Here is an 18694-nt window from a genome sequence, read left to right as displayed (position 1 = left end):
CGAGGCGCCGTCACACAGATTTGGTCGCTGCAAGTAGGTGACGCGCTAAACCATGGCGCGGCGGCCGGTCAACGCGCGGCCAAGGGTCAGCTCGTCGGCGAACTCCAGGTCGCCGCCCATCGGCAGCCCGGACGCAATCCGCGTCACGGTCAGGCCGGGGATGTCGCGCAGCATGCGAACCAGGTAGGTCGCGGTGGCCTCGCCCTCGGTGTTTGGGTCGGTAGCGATGATCACTTCGGTGATGTCCACCCCGTCGACCCGCTCGCCGATGCGACTCAGCAGCTCACGGATGCGCAGCTGTTCGGGACCGATCCCGGACAGCGGATCCAGCGCGCCACCAAGGACGTGGTAGCGGCCCCGAAACTCGCGAGTGCGCTCGACGGCCTGGATGTCCTTCGGCTCCTCAACGACGCACACCAGCGAGCCGTCCCGGCGCGGATCGGCGCAGATCCGGCACCGCTCGTGGTCGGAAACGTTGCCGCACACCGCGCAGAACTGCACGCCGGCACGGACTTTCGCCAGCACGGCGGTCAGCCGGTCGATCTCCGGCGGTTCGACCGACAGCAGGTGGAAGGCGATGCGCTGGGCACTCTTGGGGCCGATACCCGGCAGCTTGCCGAGCTCGTCGATCAGATCCTGGACGGGTCCTTCGAACATGTCAGTCCGGGTCAGGGCCCACCAACGCCGGGCACACCCGGCGGGCTCGGCGGACTCGGCGGCGTCATGGCTCCGGCCAGTGCTCCCAACCGCTCCTGCGCCATTTTCGTGACTTGCTTAGACGCGTCGGCCATGGCGCCGACGATCAGGTCCTGCAAGGTCTCGATGTCCGACGGGTCCACGACCTTGGGATCGATGGTCACCGAAACCACTTCGCCGCTGCCCTTTACGAGGACCTTGACCAAGCCGCCGCCGGCCTGACCGAGCAACTCGGCGTTCGCCAACTGCTGCTGAGCTTCCATCAGCTTTTGCTGCATCTGCTGCGCCTGAGCGAGCAGTGCCGACATATCGCCTCCGGGTTGCATGACAGTCCTCTCGCATCTTGGTCTCGAGTTGGTTTCGCCTGCGGTTGTCGGGCGATTCGAAACACCCAGCGTAGACCGAGCGCCGTTACCTTTGCGCCGTGGACGTACCAGACGGCTCCCGTGTCGGGACAAGTGCCGGCATCAAAGCGATCCTCGGTTTAGTCGGTGTCGTTGTAGCCGCTGCGACGGCGATCATGCCGGCGGCCACCGCAGCCCCGTCCAACATCAACGGAATGGTCGTGTTCATCGACCCGGGCCACAACGGCGCCAACGACGCGTCGATCACCCGGCAGGTGCCGACCGGCCGCGGCGGCACCAAGGACTGCCAGGCCAGCGGGACCTCGACGAACACCGGCTATCAGGAACACACCTTCACGTGGGACACCGCGCTGCGAGTCCGGGCCGCCTTGAACGCCCTGGGTGTCCGGACCGCGATGTCGCGCGCCAACGACAACGCGCTGGGCCCGTGCGTCGATCAACGCGCCGAAATGGCGAACGCGATACACCCCAACGCCATCATCAGCCTGCACGGCGATGGCGGCCCACCATCCGGCCGCGGATTCCACGTGAACTACTCGGCGCCGCCGCTCAACGCCGCTCAAGGCGGACCGTCGGTGCAGTACGCGCGAATCATGCGTGACCAGCTGCAGGCGTCGGGCATCCCGCCTGCCAACTACATCGGCCAGGGCGGCCTGTACGGCCGCTCGGATCTGGCCGGACTGAACCTGGCGCAGTATCCGTCCGTCCTGGTCGAGCTGGGCAATATGAAGAACCCCGCCGATTCGGCGCTGATGGAGTCCCCCGACGGACGGCAGAAATACGCCGACGCAGTGGTGCGCGGGATCGCGGGCTTCCTGGCCACCCAGGGCCAAGTGCGTTAGCTGGCGAGCAGACGGAAAATCGCCCGTTTTCGCGCCGAAAAGGGCGATTTTGCGTCTGCTCGCCGGGCTAGCTCTCCAGTTCCTTCTTCAGGTTGGCCAGCACCTCGGCCTGAATCTTCTTCAGCCCCAGCGGCGCAAACGTCTTCTCGAAGAAGCCCTTGACACCGCCCGCGCCATTCCAGGTGGTCTTGACGCTGACGCTGGATCCGGGTCCCGCCGGAGCCACGGTCCAGTTGGTGACCATCGACGAGTTCGCGTCCTTTTCGATGACGGTGTGGCCGGCCACGTCGACGTTGACCTGCACATCGCGGACGCGTGATTCGGTGGCCTGCAGCCGCCATTTGGCAACAGTGCCCTGCCCTTGGCCGCCCTCGAGCACCTCGTACTCGCTGTAGTGCGGAGAAAGGATTTTCGGGCGGACGTTCTGGTAATCCGCGACTGCAGCCAGTGTCGCCGCGGGCTCAGCACTGACCAAGATCGTGCTGGCTGCGCTCACCTGTCCCATCAGGCGCAACTCCTCAGTGTGTGATTGCGGTGCCGCTTGCGTGCGGGTGCATGCTGTGTCATCGGAGACTAGGGTATATCTGGTGCCTGTCCCGAGATCCGCCCTGTGGGCTCACACGTCGGGCGTAGAGCGGCTGCTGGCAAGCTATCGGTCCATCCCCGCGACATCCACGGTTCGACTCGCCAAGCCGACATCAAACCTGTTCCGCGCCCGCACCAAACGCGATGCGCCCGGGTTGGACGTCTCCGGACTGACCGGGGTCATCAGCATCGATCCCGAAGCCCGCACCGCCGACGTGGCCGGCATGTGCACCTATGAGGATCTGGTGACCGAGACACTGCCATACGGGCTTTCGCCGCTGGTGGTCCCGCAGCTGAAGACCATCACCCTGGGCGGCGCGGTCACCGGATTGGGCATTGAGTCGGCATCGTTCCGCAACGGTCTGCCGCACGAATCGGTGCTGGAGATGGACATCCTCACCGGCGCAGGCGAATTGCTCACCGTGTCTCCAGAAAAGCACGCCGACCTGTATCGCTCCTTTCCGAATTCCTATGGGACGCTGGGATATTCGACCAGATTGCGGATAGAGTTGGAGCCCGTCGCCCCCTTTGTAACGCTGCGGCACATACGATTTCACTCGTTGCCCGAGCTGCTAGAGGCGATGGAACGCGTCGTCGACACCAACGGACTGGACGGCGTCGCAGTGGACTACCTCGACGGGGTGGTGTTCAGCGCCGACGAGAGCTACCTCTGTGTGGGCACCCGGACCACCACCCCGGGACCCGTCAGCGACTACACCGGTAAAGACATCTACTACCGGTCGATTCAGCACGACGCCGGCGTCAAAGAAGACCGGTTGACCATCCACGACTACTTCTGGCGGTGGGACACCGATTGGTTTTGGTGCTCGCGCGCTTTCGGGGCGCAGCACCCGCGGCTGCGACGGTGGTGGCCCCGCCGGTACCGGCGCAGCAGCGTCTACTGGAAGCTGGTGGCGCTGGATCAGCGCTTCGGCATCGCCGACCGGATCGAGGCACGCAATGGGCGCCCACCGCGGGAGCGAGTGGTGCAGGATGTCGAGGTGCCGATCGAAAGGACCACCGAGTTCCTGGGGTGGTTCCTGGAAAACGTGCCCATCGCGCCGCTGTGGTTGTGCCCCCTGCGGTTGCGGGACAACGCCGGCTGGCCGCTGTATCCGATCCGGCCGGACCACACCTTCGTCAACGTCGGGTTCTGGTCCTCGGTGCCGGCCGGTTCCGACGAGGGTGCGACCAACCGGAGGATCGAAGCCAAGGTCAGCGAGCTCGACGGCCACAAGTCGCTCTACTCGGATTCCTTTTATACCCGCGACGAGTTTGATCAGCTCTACGGCGGGGAGTGCTACAACACCGTGAAAAAGACGTACGACCCCGACTCGCGTCTGCTCGATCTCTACGCAAAGGCGGTGCAACGACAATGACGACCACGAAACAATCAGAGCGTGCCACCACCGGCAAGCTGAGCATGGCCGAGGTGCTGGAGATCCTGACGGCCGGCGGACAACATCCGCTGAAGTTCACCGCCTACGACGGCAGCACGGCGGGACGCAACGACGCCGAGATGGGCCTGGACCTCTGCACTCCCCGGGGGGCCACCTATCTCGCCACGGCGCCCGGCGAGCTCGGCATCGCCCGCGCCTACATATCGGGTGATCTGCAAGCGCGTGGTGTGCACCCCGGCGACCCGTACGAGCTGCTGAAGATGCTGACCGACAAGGTCGAGTTCAAGCGGCCGTCGTTGCGGACGCTGGCTAACGTCGTGCGGTCGATCGGCGTCGAACACCTGCTGCCGGTCGCACCGCCGCCGCAGGAAAATCCGCCACGCTGGCGTCGGGTCGCGGACGGCTTCATGCACAGCAAGACCCGCGACGCCGAGGCGATCCACCACCACTACGACGTCTCCAACACGTTCTACGAATGGGTGCTCGGTCCGTCGATGACCTACACCTGCGCCGTCTATCCGACCGCCGACGCGACGCTGGAAGAGGCCCAGGAGAACAAGTACCGGCTGATTTTCGAAAAGCTGGGGCTCAAGCCCGGCGACCGGCTGCTCGACGTGGGCTGCGGCTGGGGCGGCATGGTCCGTTACGCGGCGCGCCGCGGCGTCCGCGCCATCGGCGCGACGCTGTCGGCCGAGCAGGCCAAGTGGGCGCGAAAGGCAATCGAGGACGAGGGCCTGCAGGATCTGGCCGAGGTGCGGCACTCCGACTACCGCGACGTGCCCGAGACGGGGTTCGACGCCGTGTCGTCGATCGGACTGACCGAGCACATCGGCGTGAAGAACTACCCGGCCTACTTCGGTTTTCTCAAGTCGAAGTTGCGCACCGGCGGGCTGCTGCTCAACCACTGCATCACCCGCCAGGACAACAAGCAGACCTCCTTCGCGGGCGGCTTCACCGACCGCTACGTCTTCCCCGACGGGGAGCTGACGGGCTCGGGCCGCATCATCACCGAAGTGCAGGACGTCGGGCTGGAAGTGCTGCACGAGGAGAACTTCCGCCACCACTACGCGATGACGCTGCGCGACTGGTGCCGCAATCTCGTCGAGCACTGGGAAGCAGCGGTCGGGGAAGTTGGTCTGCCCATCGCCAAAGTGTGGGGTTTGTATATGGCCGCTTCCCGAGTGGCCTTCGAGCAGAACAACCTTCAGCTGCATCACGTGCTGGCGGCCAACGTCGACACCTGGGGCAATGACAATTTGCCGCTGCGACCTTGGTGGACCCCGTAGCTCGTTCAGCCTTCAATACGGCGGGCGCCCAGTTCGCTCTGCAACAGTTCCAGCGCGGCTTCCTCGGGATCCCGACGCGGCTGTGACGAGTCGCTGCGGCCGGCTTCGGCAAGCATGCTTTCCTCTTCGTCGCGCTCCTCGCGTGCGAAGCGCTGCGGGGAATCCGCTTCGGGCGCAGGCTCTTCCACCTTCGCGGTGAACACCGGCTGACCCGGCTCGGGTCCGCCCGCCTCGCAGCGCACCCGCCAGTTCACGCCCAGCGCATCCTTAAGCGCCTCGGCGATCACGTCGGCGTTGCGTTGCTCGCATAGGCGTTTGGCCAGCGGCGCCGAAGTATGGGTCAGCACCAGGGTGTTGTCCTCCACGGCACGCACAGTGGCGCCCGCCAGCATCACTTCGGTAGTACGGCTACGCTGGCGCACCTTGTCGCGAACGGTCTGCCACATAGTTCGCACAGCGGCCGCACTGGGTTCGCCCGGCACCGGGGCTGCTTCACCGGTAGGCACAGGGGCGGTGGGTGCGGTCGGTTCAGGGGCCGGATTGCGCTTGGCCTCCGGGGCTACCGACTTTCGCGGCTGCGTTGCCGGCTTGGCGGGCGCGGGTGCAGTTGCCGGCGCGGACTCGGGAATCGAGATGTCCAGCCGGGTCTCGATCCTCTCGACACGTTGCAGCAGCGCCGACTCCGCCTCACTGGCCGAGGGCAGCAACAGTCGCGCGCAGACGACCTCGAGCAGCAGGCGCGGCGCCGTCGCACCGCGCATCTCGCCCAGCCCGGCTTGCACCACCTCGGCATAGCGGGTCAGGGTCGCCGACCCGATGCGGGCCGCTTGCTCCCGCATCCGGTCCAGCACGTCTTCAGGCGCATCCACCACGCCGCGACTCGCCGCATCCGGCACCGCCTGCAACACGATGAGGTCGCGGAATCGCTCCAACAGGTCGGTGGCGAAACGTCGCGGGTCGTGGCCGGCGTCGATCACTGATTCGACCGCACCGAACAGCGCCGCGGCGTCCCCAGCGGCCAGCGCATCGACGGCACCGTCGATCAGTGCGACGTCGGTCGCACCCAACAGACCGAGTGCCCGCTGGTATGTCAGGTGGTTGCTTTCGGCCCCGGCCACCAGCTGGTCCAGCACCGAGAGCGTGTCGCGCGGGGAACCGCCGCCGGCGCGGATAACCAGCGGATACACCGCGTCGTCGAGGATCACGCCTTCCTGTTCACAGATCCGTCCGATCAAGGACCGCATGGTGCGCGGCGGCAGCAGGCGGAACGGGTAGTGATGGGTGCGCGACCGAATCGTCGGCAACACTTTGTCCGGCTCGGTGGTGGCGAAGATGAAGATCAGGTGCTCGGGTGGTTCCTCCACGATCTTGAGCAGCGCATTGAAGCCGGCCGTGGTCACCATGTGCGCCTCGTCGACGATGAACACCCGGTAGCGCGACTGTGCCGGCGCATAGAAGGCGCGGTCACGCAGTTCGCGCGTATCGTCGACGCCGCCGTGGCTGGCAGCGTCGAGTTCGACGACGTCGATGCTTCCGGGAGCGTTCGGCGCCAGCGCCACGCAGGACTCGCACACCCCACACGGATGGGCCGTCGGTCCCTGAGCGCAGTTCAACGACCGGGCCAAGATGCGCGCCGACGAGGTCTTTCCGCAGCCCCGCGGCCCGGAGAACAGGTATGCGTGGTTGATGCGGCCGGCTTCCAGGGCGATGGACAGCGGCTCGGTGACGTGCTCCTGCCCCACCACCTCTGCGAACGAAGCCGGTCGATACTTGCGGTACAAGGCCACGTCAGCAGGCTACCGGCGGCCGGTGACGAAGCGGACGCCCGGGCGACGAGAGTGAAGCCACGATTTCGCGTGTGTACCTACGGCTTTGCGAGTGAATCCAGGGCGGGTTTTTTCGCCCGCCGCGACGCCACCCTCGGCTCACATTGAAAGCCACAGCTTCACAGGCAAAGCCGTCATTTCACACTCAATGACCGGGAGGAGCCACTTCAGTGCGCAGCAGACGAAGCCAGTCCAAGCAGCGACTCAGACGCCGCCAGCAGCGCACAAGTGGCCAGTCCCTCGACCGCGTTACGCAGGTCGGGCAACTTCGGAAAAGTGGGCGCAATCCGAATGTTCTTGTCGTCGGGATCTTTTCGATACGGGAACGACGCTCCCGCCTCGGTGACGGCGATACCGGCGTCCCTGGCCAGGGCGACGGTCCGCCGCGCCGTGCCGGGCAATACGTCGAGGCTTACGAAGTAACCGCCCTTCGGCTCCGTCCAGGAGGCGATCTTGGATTCGCTCAAGCGCCGATCCAGAATTTCCAGCGTCGCAGCGAACTTCGGCGCCAACAGCTGCTGGTGGCGCAACATGTGCAGGCGCACCCCGTCCGCGTCGCCGAAGAAGCGCAGATGCCGCAGCTGGTTGACCTTGTCCGGGCCGATCGACTTCTTGCCCGCGTACTGCAGATACCAGGCGATGTTGCCCAGCGATCCGCCCAGGAAACTGACCCCGGCGCCGGCGAAGGTGATCTTCGAGGTGGATGCGAAGACGTAGGGCCGATGCGGGTTGCCGGCCTTCGCGGCCAGTCCCAGCACATCAACCTGACGGACGAAGTCCAACGTCAGGGTGTGCACCGCATAGGCGTTATCCCAGAACAGCCGGAAGTCGGGCGCCGCCGTCCGCATCTGCACCAGCCGGCGCACCGTTTCCCAGGAATAGGTGACGCCGGTGGGGTTGCCGAACACGGGCACGGACCACATGCCCTTGATCGCCGGGTCGGCGGCGACCAGCTCCTCGATCAGGTCGACGTCCGGACCGTCCTGAAGCATCGGGACCGGGATCATCTCGATGCCCATCGTCTCGGTGATGGCGAAGTGCCGGTCGTAACCCGGAACGGGACAGAGGAATTTGACGCCGCCCTGCTCCTGAATCCAGGGCCGCGGCGAGTCCACGCCGCCGTACAACAGCGAGAACGCCACCAGGTCGTGCATCAGCTCCAGGCTGGAATTGTTGCCCGCGATCAGGTTCTGCACCGGGATGCCCAGCAACTCGCCGAAGATGGCACGCAGTCCGGGCAAGCCGTGCAGGCCGCCGTAGTTGCGGGTGTCGGTGCCCTCCTCGTCGCGGTAGTCGTCACCCGGCAGGCTGAGCACCTGATTGGACAGATCAAGCTGTTCGCCGGACGGCTTGCCGCGGGTCAGATCCAGCGACAGCTTTTTGGCCTGCAGCTCCGCATAGTCCTGCTGATGGCGGGCATGCAGGGCAGCCAGCTCTTCAGGGCTGAGGGAATCGAACGCCACTACACGGCCTTTCGGGTCCTAGGCAGCAAAAGTTGGGCCGGTATTGGCCTCTGCGCCCCCGATTGAGGGGACCCCGCGCACCCGACAGAGCCCATTGACCCTTGCTGCCTTCCGGCCCTGGGGGAGTTCACAGGATAAACGCCGCGCGGGGTCCATCGGCGAGTGTAATACCTGGGCGTGGAACACTCGGCTTCGGTCGTAGCAGGCCGCGAAACGCTGGACGTTGACTCAGCGGCTACCATGGCGGCGGAGGATTCGCCTAGTGGCCTATGGCGCTCGCCTGGAACGCGGGTTGGGTTAACAGCCCTCGCGGGTTCAAATCCCGCATCCTCCGCAACGGGTCGCCCTTGGTTTCGGGGCGCGGACATGCACGATTGTGGGCTGGTCGGCCTCTATGCTGGCCTGAGCTCCGGCAGCTTGCGGGACTGAGGGAGAAGTATGGGACGCACGTGGGCCATCGTGTGGCATGCATTGTTTTCGATCATTGCCGGCGTCCTCTACTTCTTCTGCGTGTTGCCGCGCTGGTCGGAGCTGATGGGTGAGACGCCGCACGCATTGGGCATGGCGGGCCGGATCGCCTCGGGCGCGCTGATCGGTCTGGCTGCCCTGCCGGTGGTCTTCACGTTGCTGCGCACCCGCAGGCCCGAGCTGGGCACCCCGCAGTTGGCTTTGTCCATACGGCTTTGGTCGATCGTCGCCCACGTGCTGGCCGGGGTGCTCATCATCGGCACCGCGATCAGCGAGATCTGGCTCAGTCTGGACGCGGCCGGCCAGTGGTTGTTCGGTGTTTACGGCGCCGCCGCCGCGATCGCCGTGCTGGGAATCTTCGGGTTCTACCTGTCATTTGTCGCCGAGTTGCCGGCGCCGCCACCGAAACCGATCAAGTTGAAGGAGCCCAAGGCGAAGCGCAAGGAGCGCAAGAAGCGGGGCAAGGACACAGACGCCGAAGCGGCCGACGAGTCCCACGAGATCACCGACACCGAGGCCGGCGACGCCGAGTCCGGGGCCGACGAGATCACCGACACCGAGGCTGTCGAGGCCAGCGACGCCGAGGCCGCCGAGACCACCGAGGTCGAACTCAGCGAATCACAGGAGGTCGAATCGGAGCCGGCCGACGAATCCGTCGACGCCACTAAAGAGAGCACCGAAGGCTCGCAGGCCACCACCGAAATCCCCAAGCCCACGCCAGAATCCGACACCCCGACGCAGGAAGCCCCGGCAGCCGACACCCAGGTCAGCAAAGCCGCGGAGAAGCCCAAGCCGAAGCTGCAGAACCGGCGCCCGACCGGCAAGACATCACATCGGCGCCGGCGCACCCGAGGCGGCGGCGTCGCAGTCGAGGACTGAGGCGAATACAGCTAGCCGTCTCGACGACGGAGGCGCTCGAGGTAGGCCGCGATGCGCTGACGCGTCTCCTCTGTCCCCCATAGCCCGCGGACCTCGCGGTCGAAATCGGCGCCGTTGCTGATCCGCGCCAAAGTGGGGTTTCGCAACTGCGCTTTGGTCTGGCGATACGCGGCGGGCGGAATCTCGGCGAGGTCCGACGCCTCCGCCAGAGCCGCGTCGATGAGCTCGTCGGCGACGATGCGGTCGACCAGCCTCATTTCGACAGCGTCGGCATCGCGATAGATCCGACCGCCCAGCACGACTTCCTCCGCGCGATGTCCGCAGGCGTAACGCATCACCTCCAGCGCGGCCACCGGAAACGGAACCCCGACGCGGACCTCGGACGCCCCGATCTGCCCGGACGACGTCATCACGCGACGATCACATGCGCAGGCCAGCACGCACCCGCCCGCTATGGCGGCGCCGTTAACCGCCGCGACCGTCGGCCCGGGGTAGCCGAACAGCGCCACGAACAGATCCGACAGAGCCGGGATCAGCCGATCGGTGTAGTCAGCGCCGCCCTGTACGACGCGATCGAGGTCGACCCCTGCGCTGAACACCCGGCCGGCACCGGTGACGACCAAAGGCGCGCCGCCGGCCCGCTGCAACTCACGCACCGCCTCGGTCAGCTCGTCAGCGAACTCGACGTCGAGGGCGTTGACGCGCCCCGACGAGAAAGTCAGCACGCGGACCGCGCCCTGCGTCTGGACCTCGATCACGCTGCCGACTCTACTTCCGGCCGGAAACGAGAATCACCGGTATATCGGTGTTCTCGTCGGTGTAATAGCTCGCGCAAACGCGGTGGTAGCCGTCGGCGATCTGCACCGGTACACAGGTGTCGAGATCGCCACGGACCAGCAGAATCGGCGACAGTGGCTGCTTGTCCTTGATCTTGGACAGATCCGCGGCGACGTGCGGGTTGTCTCGCGGCAGCAGCGGCAGCCGAGCGGCCCGGAGAATGTCCTTGGCCTTTCTGTGCACGACGACACCGGCCCGCAGCCGCTCCGTCAACTCCTTCACGACGTGCGGGTCCGCGAGCAGATCAAGGTAGTCGGAAGCCGCTGGAAAGTCATGGGCCTCAGGCTTTTCCAGCCATCTCACGCGTGGCATCGAATGCCTCCCTTCATCTGTCGAAGCAGCCTATCTGCCGCCGCGAAAAATTGGGATCGGTAGCACCCCGGGGGTTCTGTACTTGCCCGGATGACGTCGTCAACAGGGCGGCGCACGAAGGAAGGGAACTCCAGTGAAACGTCTTCTCGCAGCAGCGATTGGAAGCCTGGGCTGCGCGTCGGCTCTGGTGGGTTGTTCAAGCGGTGGCATCCCGCTGCCGGACCGGCGAGCATGGCCAGCGGCGGCGGGGTCACGCAGGTCAAGGTCGGCGGTAGCGACCTGGCGGGCTTGGACCCGGCCACTGTGACATGCGTCAAGCAGGCCGGCAAGATCAGCATCGGCAGCGGCAACACCGCCGGTAAGCAACAGGCCGTGGCCGTGGTGATGACCGACGAGGCCGCTCCGAAGGTCGAGTCGCTGATCCTGGTCGTCGACGGCAACGCCCTGTCCGTCGCAAACAACATGGGCCAGAACCTCGGCTCGGCGAAGGTGGCGGTGGACGGCAAGACCTACACCATCACCGGCCAGGCCCAGGGTGCGGACATGAAGAACCCGATGGCCGGATTGATCACCAAGGACTTCAGCATCAAGGCGACATGTGGCTGATGGGCCGGAACACGGACGGCGGACGTGCAACGCATGTCCGCCGCTCCGGTCTTTGCGGCGGCAGACGGGGCGCCCCGGATCGAAACGGACTTATGATGCAGCCGTGTCGATCCCCGGCGAATTGCAGCGCGCGCGGCGCCTGACGTTTGCCGCCGACGAGATCGCGGCCAGGGATCTGCTGCTGTCCCTGATCCCCCAGATCGAGCAGGCCGATCGCGACGATCTCATGCTGGAAGTGCTCGCCCAGCTGGGCGAGATCTACCTGGTCCGCGGCGCGAATGACGGTGTAGCCGAGTGTATCCGACGGATCCGCGACTGTGTGCGGATTTACGCCGACATTGCCGCCGGCGCACTGCCGGAAGCGGCCGCGCAGGTTCGCTTTTCCGACACCGAGGTTGCGGCGATGATCCGTCGATATTCGCGACGTGCCCAATTTTTGGAAGCGGGCCTGGCCGCGGCACAAGGCGATCACGATCATGCCGCTGCGTCCCTGACGGCCCTGGAAGCGGACGGCGACTTCCCCGCCCTCGCCGAGGAACACGCTTTCCTGGTCACCTACGCGCAGGTCCTGTGTGCGAGCGCGCTCTGCGACGACGACCTGCACGTGCAGTCAGTTGCTTTGTGGAAGAAGGTGATTAATGCACTGGATCGGGGAGTGGACGGCGACGAGGCGATGGACTTTCTGCGGGTGACCGCCGGCACCGCGTACGGCCGGTACTGCGTCGAGACCGGGCGGCTCTCGGAGGCCCAGCCGTGGCTCCGCCGTGCCGGCGCCCGCGCACAGACGAACGGGTGGGAATTAGCCTCGGCCAGAACACAATTGGAGCGAGCGGCGGCGGCCTGGTCGGCGCGCGACAAGGTGACCACCGAGCAGTTGGCATCGGGAGCCTACCCGGTCATCGCCCGGCACGCCCGAGCCCACGACGTCTCGCGGTGCTGGCTGTACCTCGGCCTCACCCGCATGGCGGCCAACGCACTGGAAGCCGCCGACCAGTGCTGGGAGCACGCCGAACGGCACTGGCGCGAGTTCGGAAAGCCGTTGCATATTCATCGTATTCTGTTGCAGCGCAGCTGGTTAGAGATATTCCGCGGCCGCTTCTCGGCAGCCGTTGAGCTGATTGCCCAAGCCCGGGAATTCCTTGACGCCTCACCGCGCAGCAGCTGGCTGCAATACGCCCGGCTCGACTACCACCTCGGTACGGTGTGGCGTGCGGACGCATTGACGGACTTGGGCCTCGACGCCATGGGCGACCCTTCGGACAGCTGGCAGGAGGTCGAAGCGCGGCACGGGAAGTCGCTCGGCGTCATCCGGGGGCAGGTCAACGCTCAGCAGCATCGGCGCGCGATGACCAAGCTCGAGCAAGCGGCGGAGCTGAAAGTTCCTGCCGCGCTGGCGGTCGACTCGGTGCGGTATTCCATCGCCGACGCCGACGCCAGATCCCGTTGGGCCACCTATGTTTCGGCGCCCATGTTGGCCGGCGCCTTCGCGGCCGCGTGGGAGTGGGAGAACACCGAACTAGTCAGCGAGTTGATTGAATACCACAGCGCGCGTGGCACGTTCAGTAGCGAACCGGTGCAACGTGAAAGCCAGGAGTGGGCATCCACCGCCACCGCGCCGGTCCTGGCCGACGCAGACGTCGCGGCGCTGGCCGCAGCCGGACCCGCAGTGGGCGGCCAGGTTACCCTCACCCGGCTGGGCCCGTTGCCACCGTTGCAGATGCAACCGGATGCCGCGCCGATTATGAGCCACTATCGCGCACTGGCGTTGCGGCGCTACGGCCGTGACGTCACCGCCGCCGAGCCTGCCTGGACGACCTGGCCATGAGCGAACCGGACCGGCTGACTCTGGTCCTGCGTTACGCCGATGTCGGGATCGCCACATACGGCAGTTTGCGGGTGGTCGGGCAGCCGTCGAAAACGGTGACCTGGGTGGTGGACGAACCCATTCTGCTTGCGGCGCTGCAGGAATTGGCGGACGCCTTGCCTGAGCCGCGCGGGTCGGAGAACCGACGCGATGCCATCGAGCGTGCCCTGACCCGCGGACCGTTCGCGGCACCGGACACCGAACTGACGGTCGCCTACATCCTCGGCGTGCTGCTGATCGGCGCGGCGGGATGGCAGCTGCTGGCGGAGTGCGTGGCTTCGCCGCGTGCGGCGCTGTTCGTCTCGCCCACGGCCCGGCTGGCGCGTGTCCCCTGGGCAGTGCTGGCGTTGCCGAAATCGTGGCCCAGTCCAGAGGACCTGGTACGCCTCCGGGCGGAGGCGTTCACTGTCAGCGGTACTGTGGCCGCCCCAATCCCTTGGCAGTTAACCGATGTTCGTGACCACACCGACGGCTATCGGCTGATGGAGCTGGTGGACGTGTTGATGGCGGTACCGCAGAACATCGTGCACGCGCCTCGAACCCCGGCGCTGTGGCATGCCCGTCAGGACGGCCCGCCGCTGCTGGTCCTCGATCCACGGGTTCCGGGGCAACTTCCGGACTCGCCGCTGGGCTCGGTGCTGGGCAGACCCTCCGAACAGACGCCGTTGGCGCAACACTTCGCCGAACTGTTGGACCGCGGGCCGGTGCTGCCGGCGGTCGGTGCGGCCGTGGAGCTGTTTCGCCGCCAGGACGCGAACCGCAAATGGTTGGCGGAGCTCCTGGGGCAAAGCGCGCGGCCACCGCGTCGGCTCATCTACGTCGGGCACGCGAGTTCGGCCGACGGCGATCCGGATCAAGCCGGCCGGGCCGATCGGGCCGCCCTGCACTTGGCCTGCACCGCAGCGATTCCCGGTGACGCCGATCCCGTCGGTGAGCACCGGCCGCTAACCGCGTCGGACCTCATGTCGTTGCGGTTGCCGATGCCGCCCCGGGTGGCCCTGCTGGCCTGCGCGTCGGGCGGTGACTATCAATTCGACGAGGCGACCGGTCTGGTGGCGGCGATGATCCTCGGTGGCGCGCAGTTGGTGACCGCCACGCTGTGGTCGCTGCCGACCACCGCCGCCTATCGGCGATTTGGCGCGACCGACGGTGACCCGATGGCCGACGTGGTCATCGCCGTCGATCGGGCGCACGAGGACGTCGACGCGGGATGCGCCGTGAATCGCTGGCAGCGCGAGCAGATGCGACGCTGGCGCGACGGTGACGTCACCGCCAGCCCGCTGTATTGGGCTGCATTGGTGACGTTTACGGTCGACGGAGTGCGATGACGCTCAGATGGAGGTCAGCTCCGCCGCCCGGACGGCCAGCACGTCGTCGGGCAACGAAAGCTGCTCTGGTGCAGCAGGATCGAATGCCACCAGCAGTACGGCTCCCGGACGCAACCACGAGGCCACCTGGTCACCGTCGTGATGAGTCAAGCGGCCGACGAACGTCGCCCCGTCCACACTGGTCACCTGAATCCTGATCCGGTCCCTGCCGGATGCATCGCATACGGTTCCGACTCCGACGATACGGTCGTCCGCTGAAATCTGTGCCATGTTCATGCGACCAGGTTCTCGCTGCCGATCGGCTACCGAACCCAACTTTTCCGATGTCGATATTTCCGGAATGCCCCTATCCTGTGCAGATGAGCGCCGAGCCGCAGGTGACGACTGCCGCAACGGCGCGGGTGGCGGGGCATCCCCGGCGGGCGGTGATCGAGCAAGCCTGGCGCGCAATCGGTCCCGGCGTCGAGGTGCTCAGCAGCGACGACGGCGGACCCTTGACCAGGACCGTCAAACGCATCATCGACCCGCTGGTGCTGCGCTTACGGGCGAACCCGCAGTATTCGGTACCGGTCGTGAGCGCGGACTGCGCCGCGGCAATGCGCGAGCTGATCATCGACAATGCACCCCAACTGCGCGCTGCCGCAGCATGGTTCGAGGTTCTCAAACTCGAGCGCCGCAGGGCGCGCATTCGCAGCGGAAACGCTCAGGAGCTGTACTTTCCGGTCTGCTTCGAACTCGCCGTGACGAAAGGTGCGCCCACCCCGGAAGATCGCGAGACGCCTGCTGCGGTACTGCACGACATCCACCAGGGCCGCGACCGCACCGCGATCGAGGTGCTCAACCAATACGTGGCGAATCCCGATGCGGTCGCCATGCTGACCGACCAGCTGAACCGCAGCTGGGCCGACGTGCACGCCGAAGATGCGGTCATCGATCCGTTCCTGGCTCGTCTGACCACGGTCCTGGGACCTGCCGGCAGTCACGGCGCGTCTGTCGCGCGTCAGCGCGTCTGGTCGACCGTGATCGCGGACACGGTGCCCTACCAGCTGGGCGCCCTGGCCCGCGTCGAGACCGCGCAGTTGCCCTGGTCCATCGTCGGGTTGGGATTGAGTTCCGTTGTGCCACAACGACGGCCGCAAATCCAAGGCAGCGCAAATGAGCCAGGCGAACGCCCGTTGGATCGCAGCGTGGTGGACCGGGTGCGCGCGACCTTGCGCCGCGCGCTGGATCGCGACGCCTTGCCTGACATCCCGCTGCTGTGCGACGAAGAGGTCGACCGGGCCTGCGCGCCCTGGGGATTATTGGGCGAGGACAAACAGGCCACGCTGGTGACCGGCATCGAAGTCGCAGTCGAACTCACGCCACTGGACCCGTCGGTCACCAGTCGCTACGCCCTGGCCGCACAGATCCAGGCCCGGCTGCGGAAAGAGGCGTATGTGCTGCACGCCAGGCGCTATCTCGCCGAAGGCGGCCCGATCCATCCGCGCCAACAGCAAGTGGTCGACGACCTCGCCAACTACGCCCAGCCCTACCTGAGCCGGCTGTGGGCGCGTCTGCACGGCCGCGACGTCTGGCAGGAGCCGTGTGACGACGTCGACGAGGTGCGGTCCCTGCTCGAAGGGGCGGCCAGATCGGTGAGCCTGGATCACCGTCAGCGAATCAAGTCGATGCTGGAATTGCAGGTGGCGGGATGAGATTGGTCGCGGACTCCGGCCTGTGGACCGCCGGGGAGCATCGCGCCTCTGCGGCAACGCCGTTGGTCGCGGTGCTGGAAGTCAGTGGCGCGGTGTTGTCCTGGACGGTCGACGACCCGCCCGACGACACGACCGCCCAGATCACCTTCACCGATCTGACTCGCGCCGACTGGCTTTGGCGTGTTGTCGGCGATCACGGGCATGTCACGCTGGCATCGGCGGTAAACGGCCGCACTCCCGGCGATACTGACAGCATCGAGCTCACCGGTGTCGACATCGCGCCCGGATCGTTGACGCCGCTGCGCAGGCTGGCCATCGGCCATTGGCTGCGCCGGTGGTGGCCCGCCAGCCGGCGCGACGGCATCGTCGCCTTGGACCGCGCGCTGCTCGACGTCGAGGTCGCGTTGTTGACAGCCGGCGCACAGGACTTCTTCACTGACGACACCCTCGACTCGGATGTGACGGAGTTGCTGGCACCGCACGCCGGCGCGCTGCTCAGGGATCTAAGCCGTGGCGATCCGCGGGTGGGCGATCTGGTGCGCGCCGGCGCCGGCCTGGCCGACGAAGTCGGCCTGGACGGCTTGGGTTGGCCGGAATTGTTTGCCGCTCTTGATGATTCAAGTTTCAAGCTGGCCGCACCGGCGGCCCGTCAGGATGATTACGCGTTGGCCGCCGGGTCCGATGCGGGTCGGCGTGGCGCGGCCGCAATCAGTCGCGGCGTTGCATCGATCAACTGGAGTGCGGTGCCGCCCGGAATCTTCGACGCGGGCGAAGACACCGTCGAGTGGAGCGTCAACGTGCAGGACACGGCGGTGGCCGCCGTCGTGTCGGCCATGGTCATCGGGCCGCACCCCGCCACCGGCGTTTCGGTGCGTGTCGAATCCGGAAACGTCACCGCCGCCGGCGCGCTGGCCGCCGACGGCCAGGCCATCCTTCCCGTGGTCGACGCGCAACAGCGGCCACTCTCGGAATCGGCTGCGTGGGACCATGATTGGGCCGCGACGTCGGTACACGTGGGTGCCGGTGCAGCGGAGACACCGCAGACGCGGGAGCGGGTTCGCCGCTGGGCCCGATCCCGGTTGGACCGGCCGTCGGCGGACGCCTTCCTCGCCGAGATCCTGGCCGCCGAATCGGCCTACTGAGCGCTGGATCGTTCGCCTATGCTGAGCGAGTGCCAAACAGCTATCGCGTCGTGCAATGGACCACCGGAAACGTCGGCAAGTGCTCGTTGGAGGCGGTCGCCGCGCACCCATCGCTCGAACTGGTCGGGTGCTACGCCTGGTCACCCGAGAAGGCCGGCCGCGACGCCGGCGAACTGTGCGGGATAGCGCCGCTGGGCATAGCCGCCACCAACGACGTCGATGCGCTGCTGAGTCTGAAACCCGATTGCGTCGTCTACAACCCGATGTGGATCAACGTCGACGAACTGGTCCGCATTCTTTCCGCGGGTGTGAACGTGGTGACGACGGCAGCGTTCATCACCGGTCACAACCTGGGCGAAGGCCGCGACCGCATCTTGGCGGCATGCCAGCAGGGTGGCTCCACCATCTTCGGTTCTGGCGTCAGCCCCGGGTTCGCCGAGCTGTTGGCCATCGTCTCGGCGATGGTCTGTAACCGGGTCGACAAGGTAACCGTCAGCGAGGCCGCCGACACCACGTTCTACGATTCGCCGGACACCGAGAAGCCGGTGGGCTTCGGCCAGCCGATTGATCACCCGGAACTGCAGCAGATGGCGGCCAACGGCACCGCCATCTTCGGTGAAGCCGTCCGGCTGGTGGCCGACGCGCTCGGTGTCGAGCTCGACGACGTGCGTTGTGTGTCCGAATTCGCCCAGACCACAGCAGATCTCGACCTCGGTTCGTGGACCATACCCGCCGGATGCGTGGCAGGCACCTTCATCAGCTGGCAGGGGATCGTCGGCGACAAAACCTTGATCGACCTGAACGTCCGCTGGCGCAAGGGGCAGACGCTCGAGCCCGACTGGAAGATCGAGCAGGACGGCTGGGTGATTCAGGTCGACGGGCAGCCGACGGTAACCACCAAGGTCGGCTTCCTGCCGCCGCCGTACTTCCAGGCCGAGACAATTGCCGACTTCATGGTTATCGGGCACATCATGGTCGCCATGCCCCCCGTCAACGCGATCCCGGCCGTCGTCGCCGCGGCGCCGGGCATCGCGACGTACAACGATTTGCCGTTGACGCTGCCCCGTGGCGTGGTGCCCGCGTAGCCAGGGGCGAGCTGGG

General features: G+C 66.5%; 17 protein-coding genes, 1 tRNA gene, 1 other RNA gene and 1 pseudogene. 11 read left to right on the top strand and 9 right to left on the bottom strand.

Features of this window, described 5'->3' with window-relative positions:
* Positions 1-45: 45 nt before the first annotated feature.
* On the bottom strand, positions 46-657 hold the full coding sequence (gene recR / locus A9W99_RS06175) for a recombination mediator RecR (RefSeq protein ID WP_067374875.1): 612 nt from the start codon (positions 655-657) through the stop codon (positions 46-48).
* An 11-nt stretch (positions 658-668) separates the two neighbouring features.
* Positions 669-1022 (bottom strand): YbaB/EbfC family nucleoid-associated protein, encoded by a 354-nt coding sequence (locus A9W99_RS06170; protein ID WP_067374873.1) that lies wholly within the window; start codon positions 1020-1022, stop codon positions 669-671.
* Between the two features lie 149 nt (positions 1023-1171).
* On the opposite strand from A9W99_RS06170, the gene A9W99_RS06165 reads away from it, so the two are divergent.
* Positions 1172-1903, top strand: a complete 732-nt coding sequence (locus A9W99_RS06165) for an Rv3717 family N-acetylmuramoyl-L-alanine amidase (protein WP_256389940.1) — start codon at positions 1172-1174, stop codon at positions 1901-1903.
* Between the two features lie 67 nt (positions 1904-1970).
* Here the strand turns inward: A9W99_RS06165 and A9W99_RS06160 are convergent, their stop codons facing one another.
* The gene (locus A9W99_RS06160) at positions 1971-2408 is read right to left on the bottom strand and encodes an SRPBCC family protein (protein WP_067374871.1); all 438 of its coding nucleotides are present in this window, start codon (positions 2406-2408) and stop codon (positions 1971-1973) included.
* Between the two features lie 79 nt (positions 2409-2487).
* Between A9W99_RS06160 and A9W99_RS06155 the strand changes: the two genes are divergently transcribed.
* Positions 2488-3867, top strand: coding sequence for an FAD-binding oxidoreductase (locus A9W99_RS06155; protein WP_067374947.1), 1380 nt, complete (start codon positions 2488-2490; stop codon positions 3865-3867).
* The gene (locus A9W99_RS06150) at positions 3864-5174 is read left to right on the top strand and encodes a class I SAM-dependent methyltransferase (protein ID WP_216639709.1); all 1311 of its coding nucleotides are present in this window, start codon (positions 3864-3866) and stop codon (positions 5172-5174) included. Before A9W99_RS06155 ends, A9W99_RS06150 begins: the two co-directional genes overlap by 4 nt.
* A 5-nt stretch (positions 5175-5179) precedes the next feature.
* On the opposite strand, the gene A9W99_RS06145 is transcribed toward A9W99_RS06150, so the two are convergent.
* The 3 genes from A9W99_RS06145 to ffs all read right to left on the bottom strand — a co-directional run bounded on the left by A9W99_RS06145 (position 5180) and on the right by ffs (position 8621).
* On the bottom strand, positions 5180-6961 hold the full coding sequence (locus tag A9W99_RS06145) for a DNA polymerase III subunits gamma/tau (RefSeq protein ID WP_067374869.1): 1782 nt from the start codon (positions 6959-6961) through the stop codon (positions 5180-5182).
* 206 nt (positions 6962-7167) lie between these two features.
* The gene (locus A9W99_RS06140) at positions 7168-8463 is read right to left on the bottom strand and encodes an aminotransferase class I/II-fold pyridoxal phosphate-dependent enzyme (RefSeq protein WP_067374867.1); all 1296 of its coding nucleotides are present in this window, start codon (positions 8461-8463) and stop codon (positions 7168-7170) included.
* A 61-nt stretch (positions 8464-8524) separates the two neighbouring features.
* Positions 8525-8621, bottom strand: an RNA gene (gene ffs / locus A9W99_RS06135) — signal recognition particle sRNA small type.
* A 90-nt stretch (positions 8622-8711) separates the two neighbouring features.
* On the opposite strand from ffs, the gene A9W99_RS06130 reads away from it, so the two are divergent.
* Positions 8712-8797, top strand: a tRNA-Ser gene (locus A9W99_RS06130).
* 104 nt (positions 8798-8901) lie between these two features.
* Positions 8902-9810 carry a hypothetical protein gene (locus tag A9W99_RS06125; protein ID WP_067374865.1) on the top strand — a complete coding sequence of 303 codons (909 nt, stop codon included), beginning with the start codon at positions 8902-8904 and terminating at the stop codon, positions 9808-9810.
* 11 nt (positions 9811-9821) lie between these two features.
* On the opposite strand, the gene A9W99_RS06120 is transcribed toward A9W99_RS06125, so the two are convergent.
* On the bottom strand, positions 9822-10568 hold the full coding sequence (locus A9W99_RS06120) for an enoyl-CoA hydratase/isomerase family protein (protein ID WP_067374863.1): 747 nt from the start codon (positions 10566-10568) through the stop codon (positions 9822-9824).
* Between the two features lie 10 nt (positions 10569-10578).
* The gene (locus A9W99_RS06115) at positions 10579-10959 is read right to left on the bottom strand and encodes a hypothetical protein (RefSeq protein ID WP_067374861.1); all 381 of its coding nucleotides are present in this window, start codon (positions 10957-10959) and stop codon (positions 10579-10581) included.
* Between the two features lie 166 nt (positions 10960-11125).
* On the opposite strand from A9W99_RS06115, the pseudogene A9W99_RS06110 reads away from it, so the two are divergent.
* The 3 genes and pseudogenes from A9W99_RS06110 to A9W99_RS06100 all read left to right on the top strand — a co-directional run bounded on the left by A9W99_RS06110 (position 11126) and on the right by A9W99_RS06100 (position 14757).
* Positions 11126-11565, top strand: a pseudogene (locus tag A9W99_RS06110) (lipoprotein LpqH).
* Positions 11566-11668: 103 nt separating this feature from the next.
* Positions 11669-13390 carry a hypothetical protein gene (locus A9W99_RS06105; protein ID WP_067374859.1) on the top strand — a complete coding sequence of 574 codons (1722 nt, stop codon included), beginning with the start codon at positions 11669-11671 and terminating at the stop codon, positions 13388-13390.
* Positions 13387-14757, top strand: coding sequence for a CHAT domain-containing protein (locus A9W99_RS06100; RefSeq protein WP_067374857.1), 1371 nt, complete (start codon positions 13387-13389; stop codon positions 14755-14757). The genes A9W99_RS06105 and A9W99_RS06100 overlap by 4 nt, the downstream gene beginning before the upstream one ends.
* A gap of 3 nt (positions 14758-14760) precedes the next feature.
* On the opposite strand, the gene A9W99_RS06095 is transcribed toward A9W99_RS06100, so the two are convergent.
* Complete coding sequence (locus A9W99_RS06095; RefSeq protein ID WP_253869635.1) at positions 14761-15033, bottom strand: hypothetical protein; 273 nt, start codon at positions 15031-15033, stop codon at positions 14761-14763.
* An 83-nt stretch (positions 15034-15116) separates the two neighbouring features.
* Here A9W99_RS06095 and A9W99_RS06090 point away from each other — a divergent pair, with 83 nt between their 5' ends.
* From A9W99_RS06090 to A9W99_RS06080, 3 genes are read left to right on the top strand one after another with little or no spacing between them, the layout of a single operon-like run.
* On the top strand, positions 15117-16451 hold the full coding sequence (locus A9W99_RS06090) for a hypothetical protein (RefSeq protein WP_067374854.1): 1335 nt from the start codon (positions 15117-15119) through the stop codon (positions 16449-16451).
* On the top strand, positions 16448-17593 hold the full coding sequence (locus tag A9W99_RS06085; protein WP_067374853.1) for a hypothetical protein: 1146 nt from the start codon (positions 16448-16450) through the stop codon (positions 17591-17593). Before A9W99_RS06090 ends, A9W99_RS06085 begins: the two co-directional genes overlap by 4 nt.
* A 29-nt stretch (positions 17594-17622) precedes the next feature.
* Complete coding sequence (locus A9W99_RS06080) at positions 17623-18678, top strand: dihydrodipicolinate reductase (RefSeq protein WP_067374851.1); 1056 nt, start codon at positions 17623-17625, stop codon at positions 18676-18678.
* Positions 18679-18694: the final 16 nt, after the last annotated feature.

This window comes from Mycobacterium sp. 1164966.3, from assembly GCF_001665395.1.
In the GTDB taxonomy this organism is placed as follows: Bacteria; Actinomycetota; Actinomycetes; order Mycobacteriales; family Mycobacteriaceae; genus Mycobacterium.
Note: the sequence above shows the minus strand (reverse complement) of the source record. Positions and strands in the feature narration are given on the sequence as shown.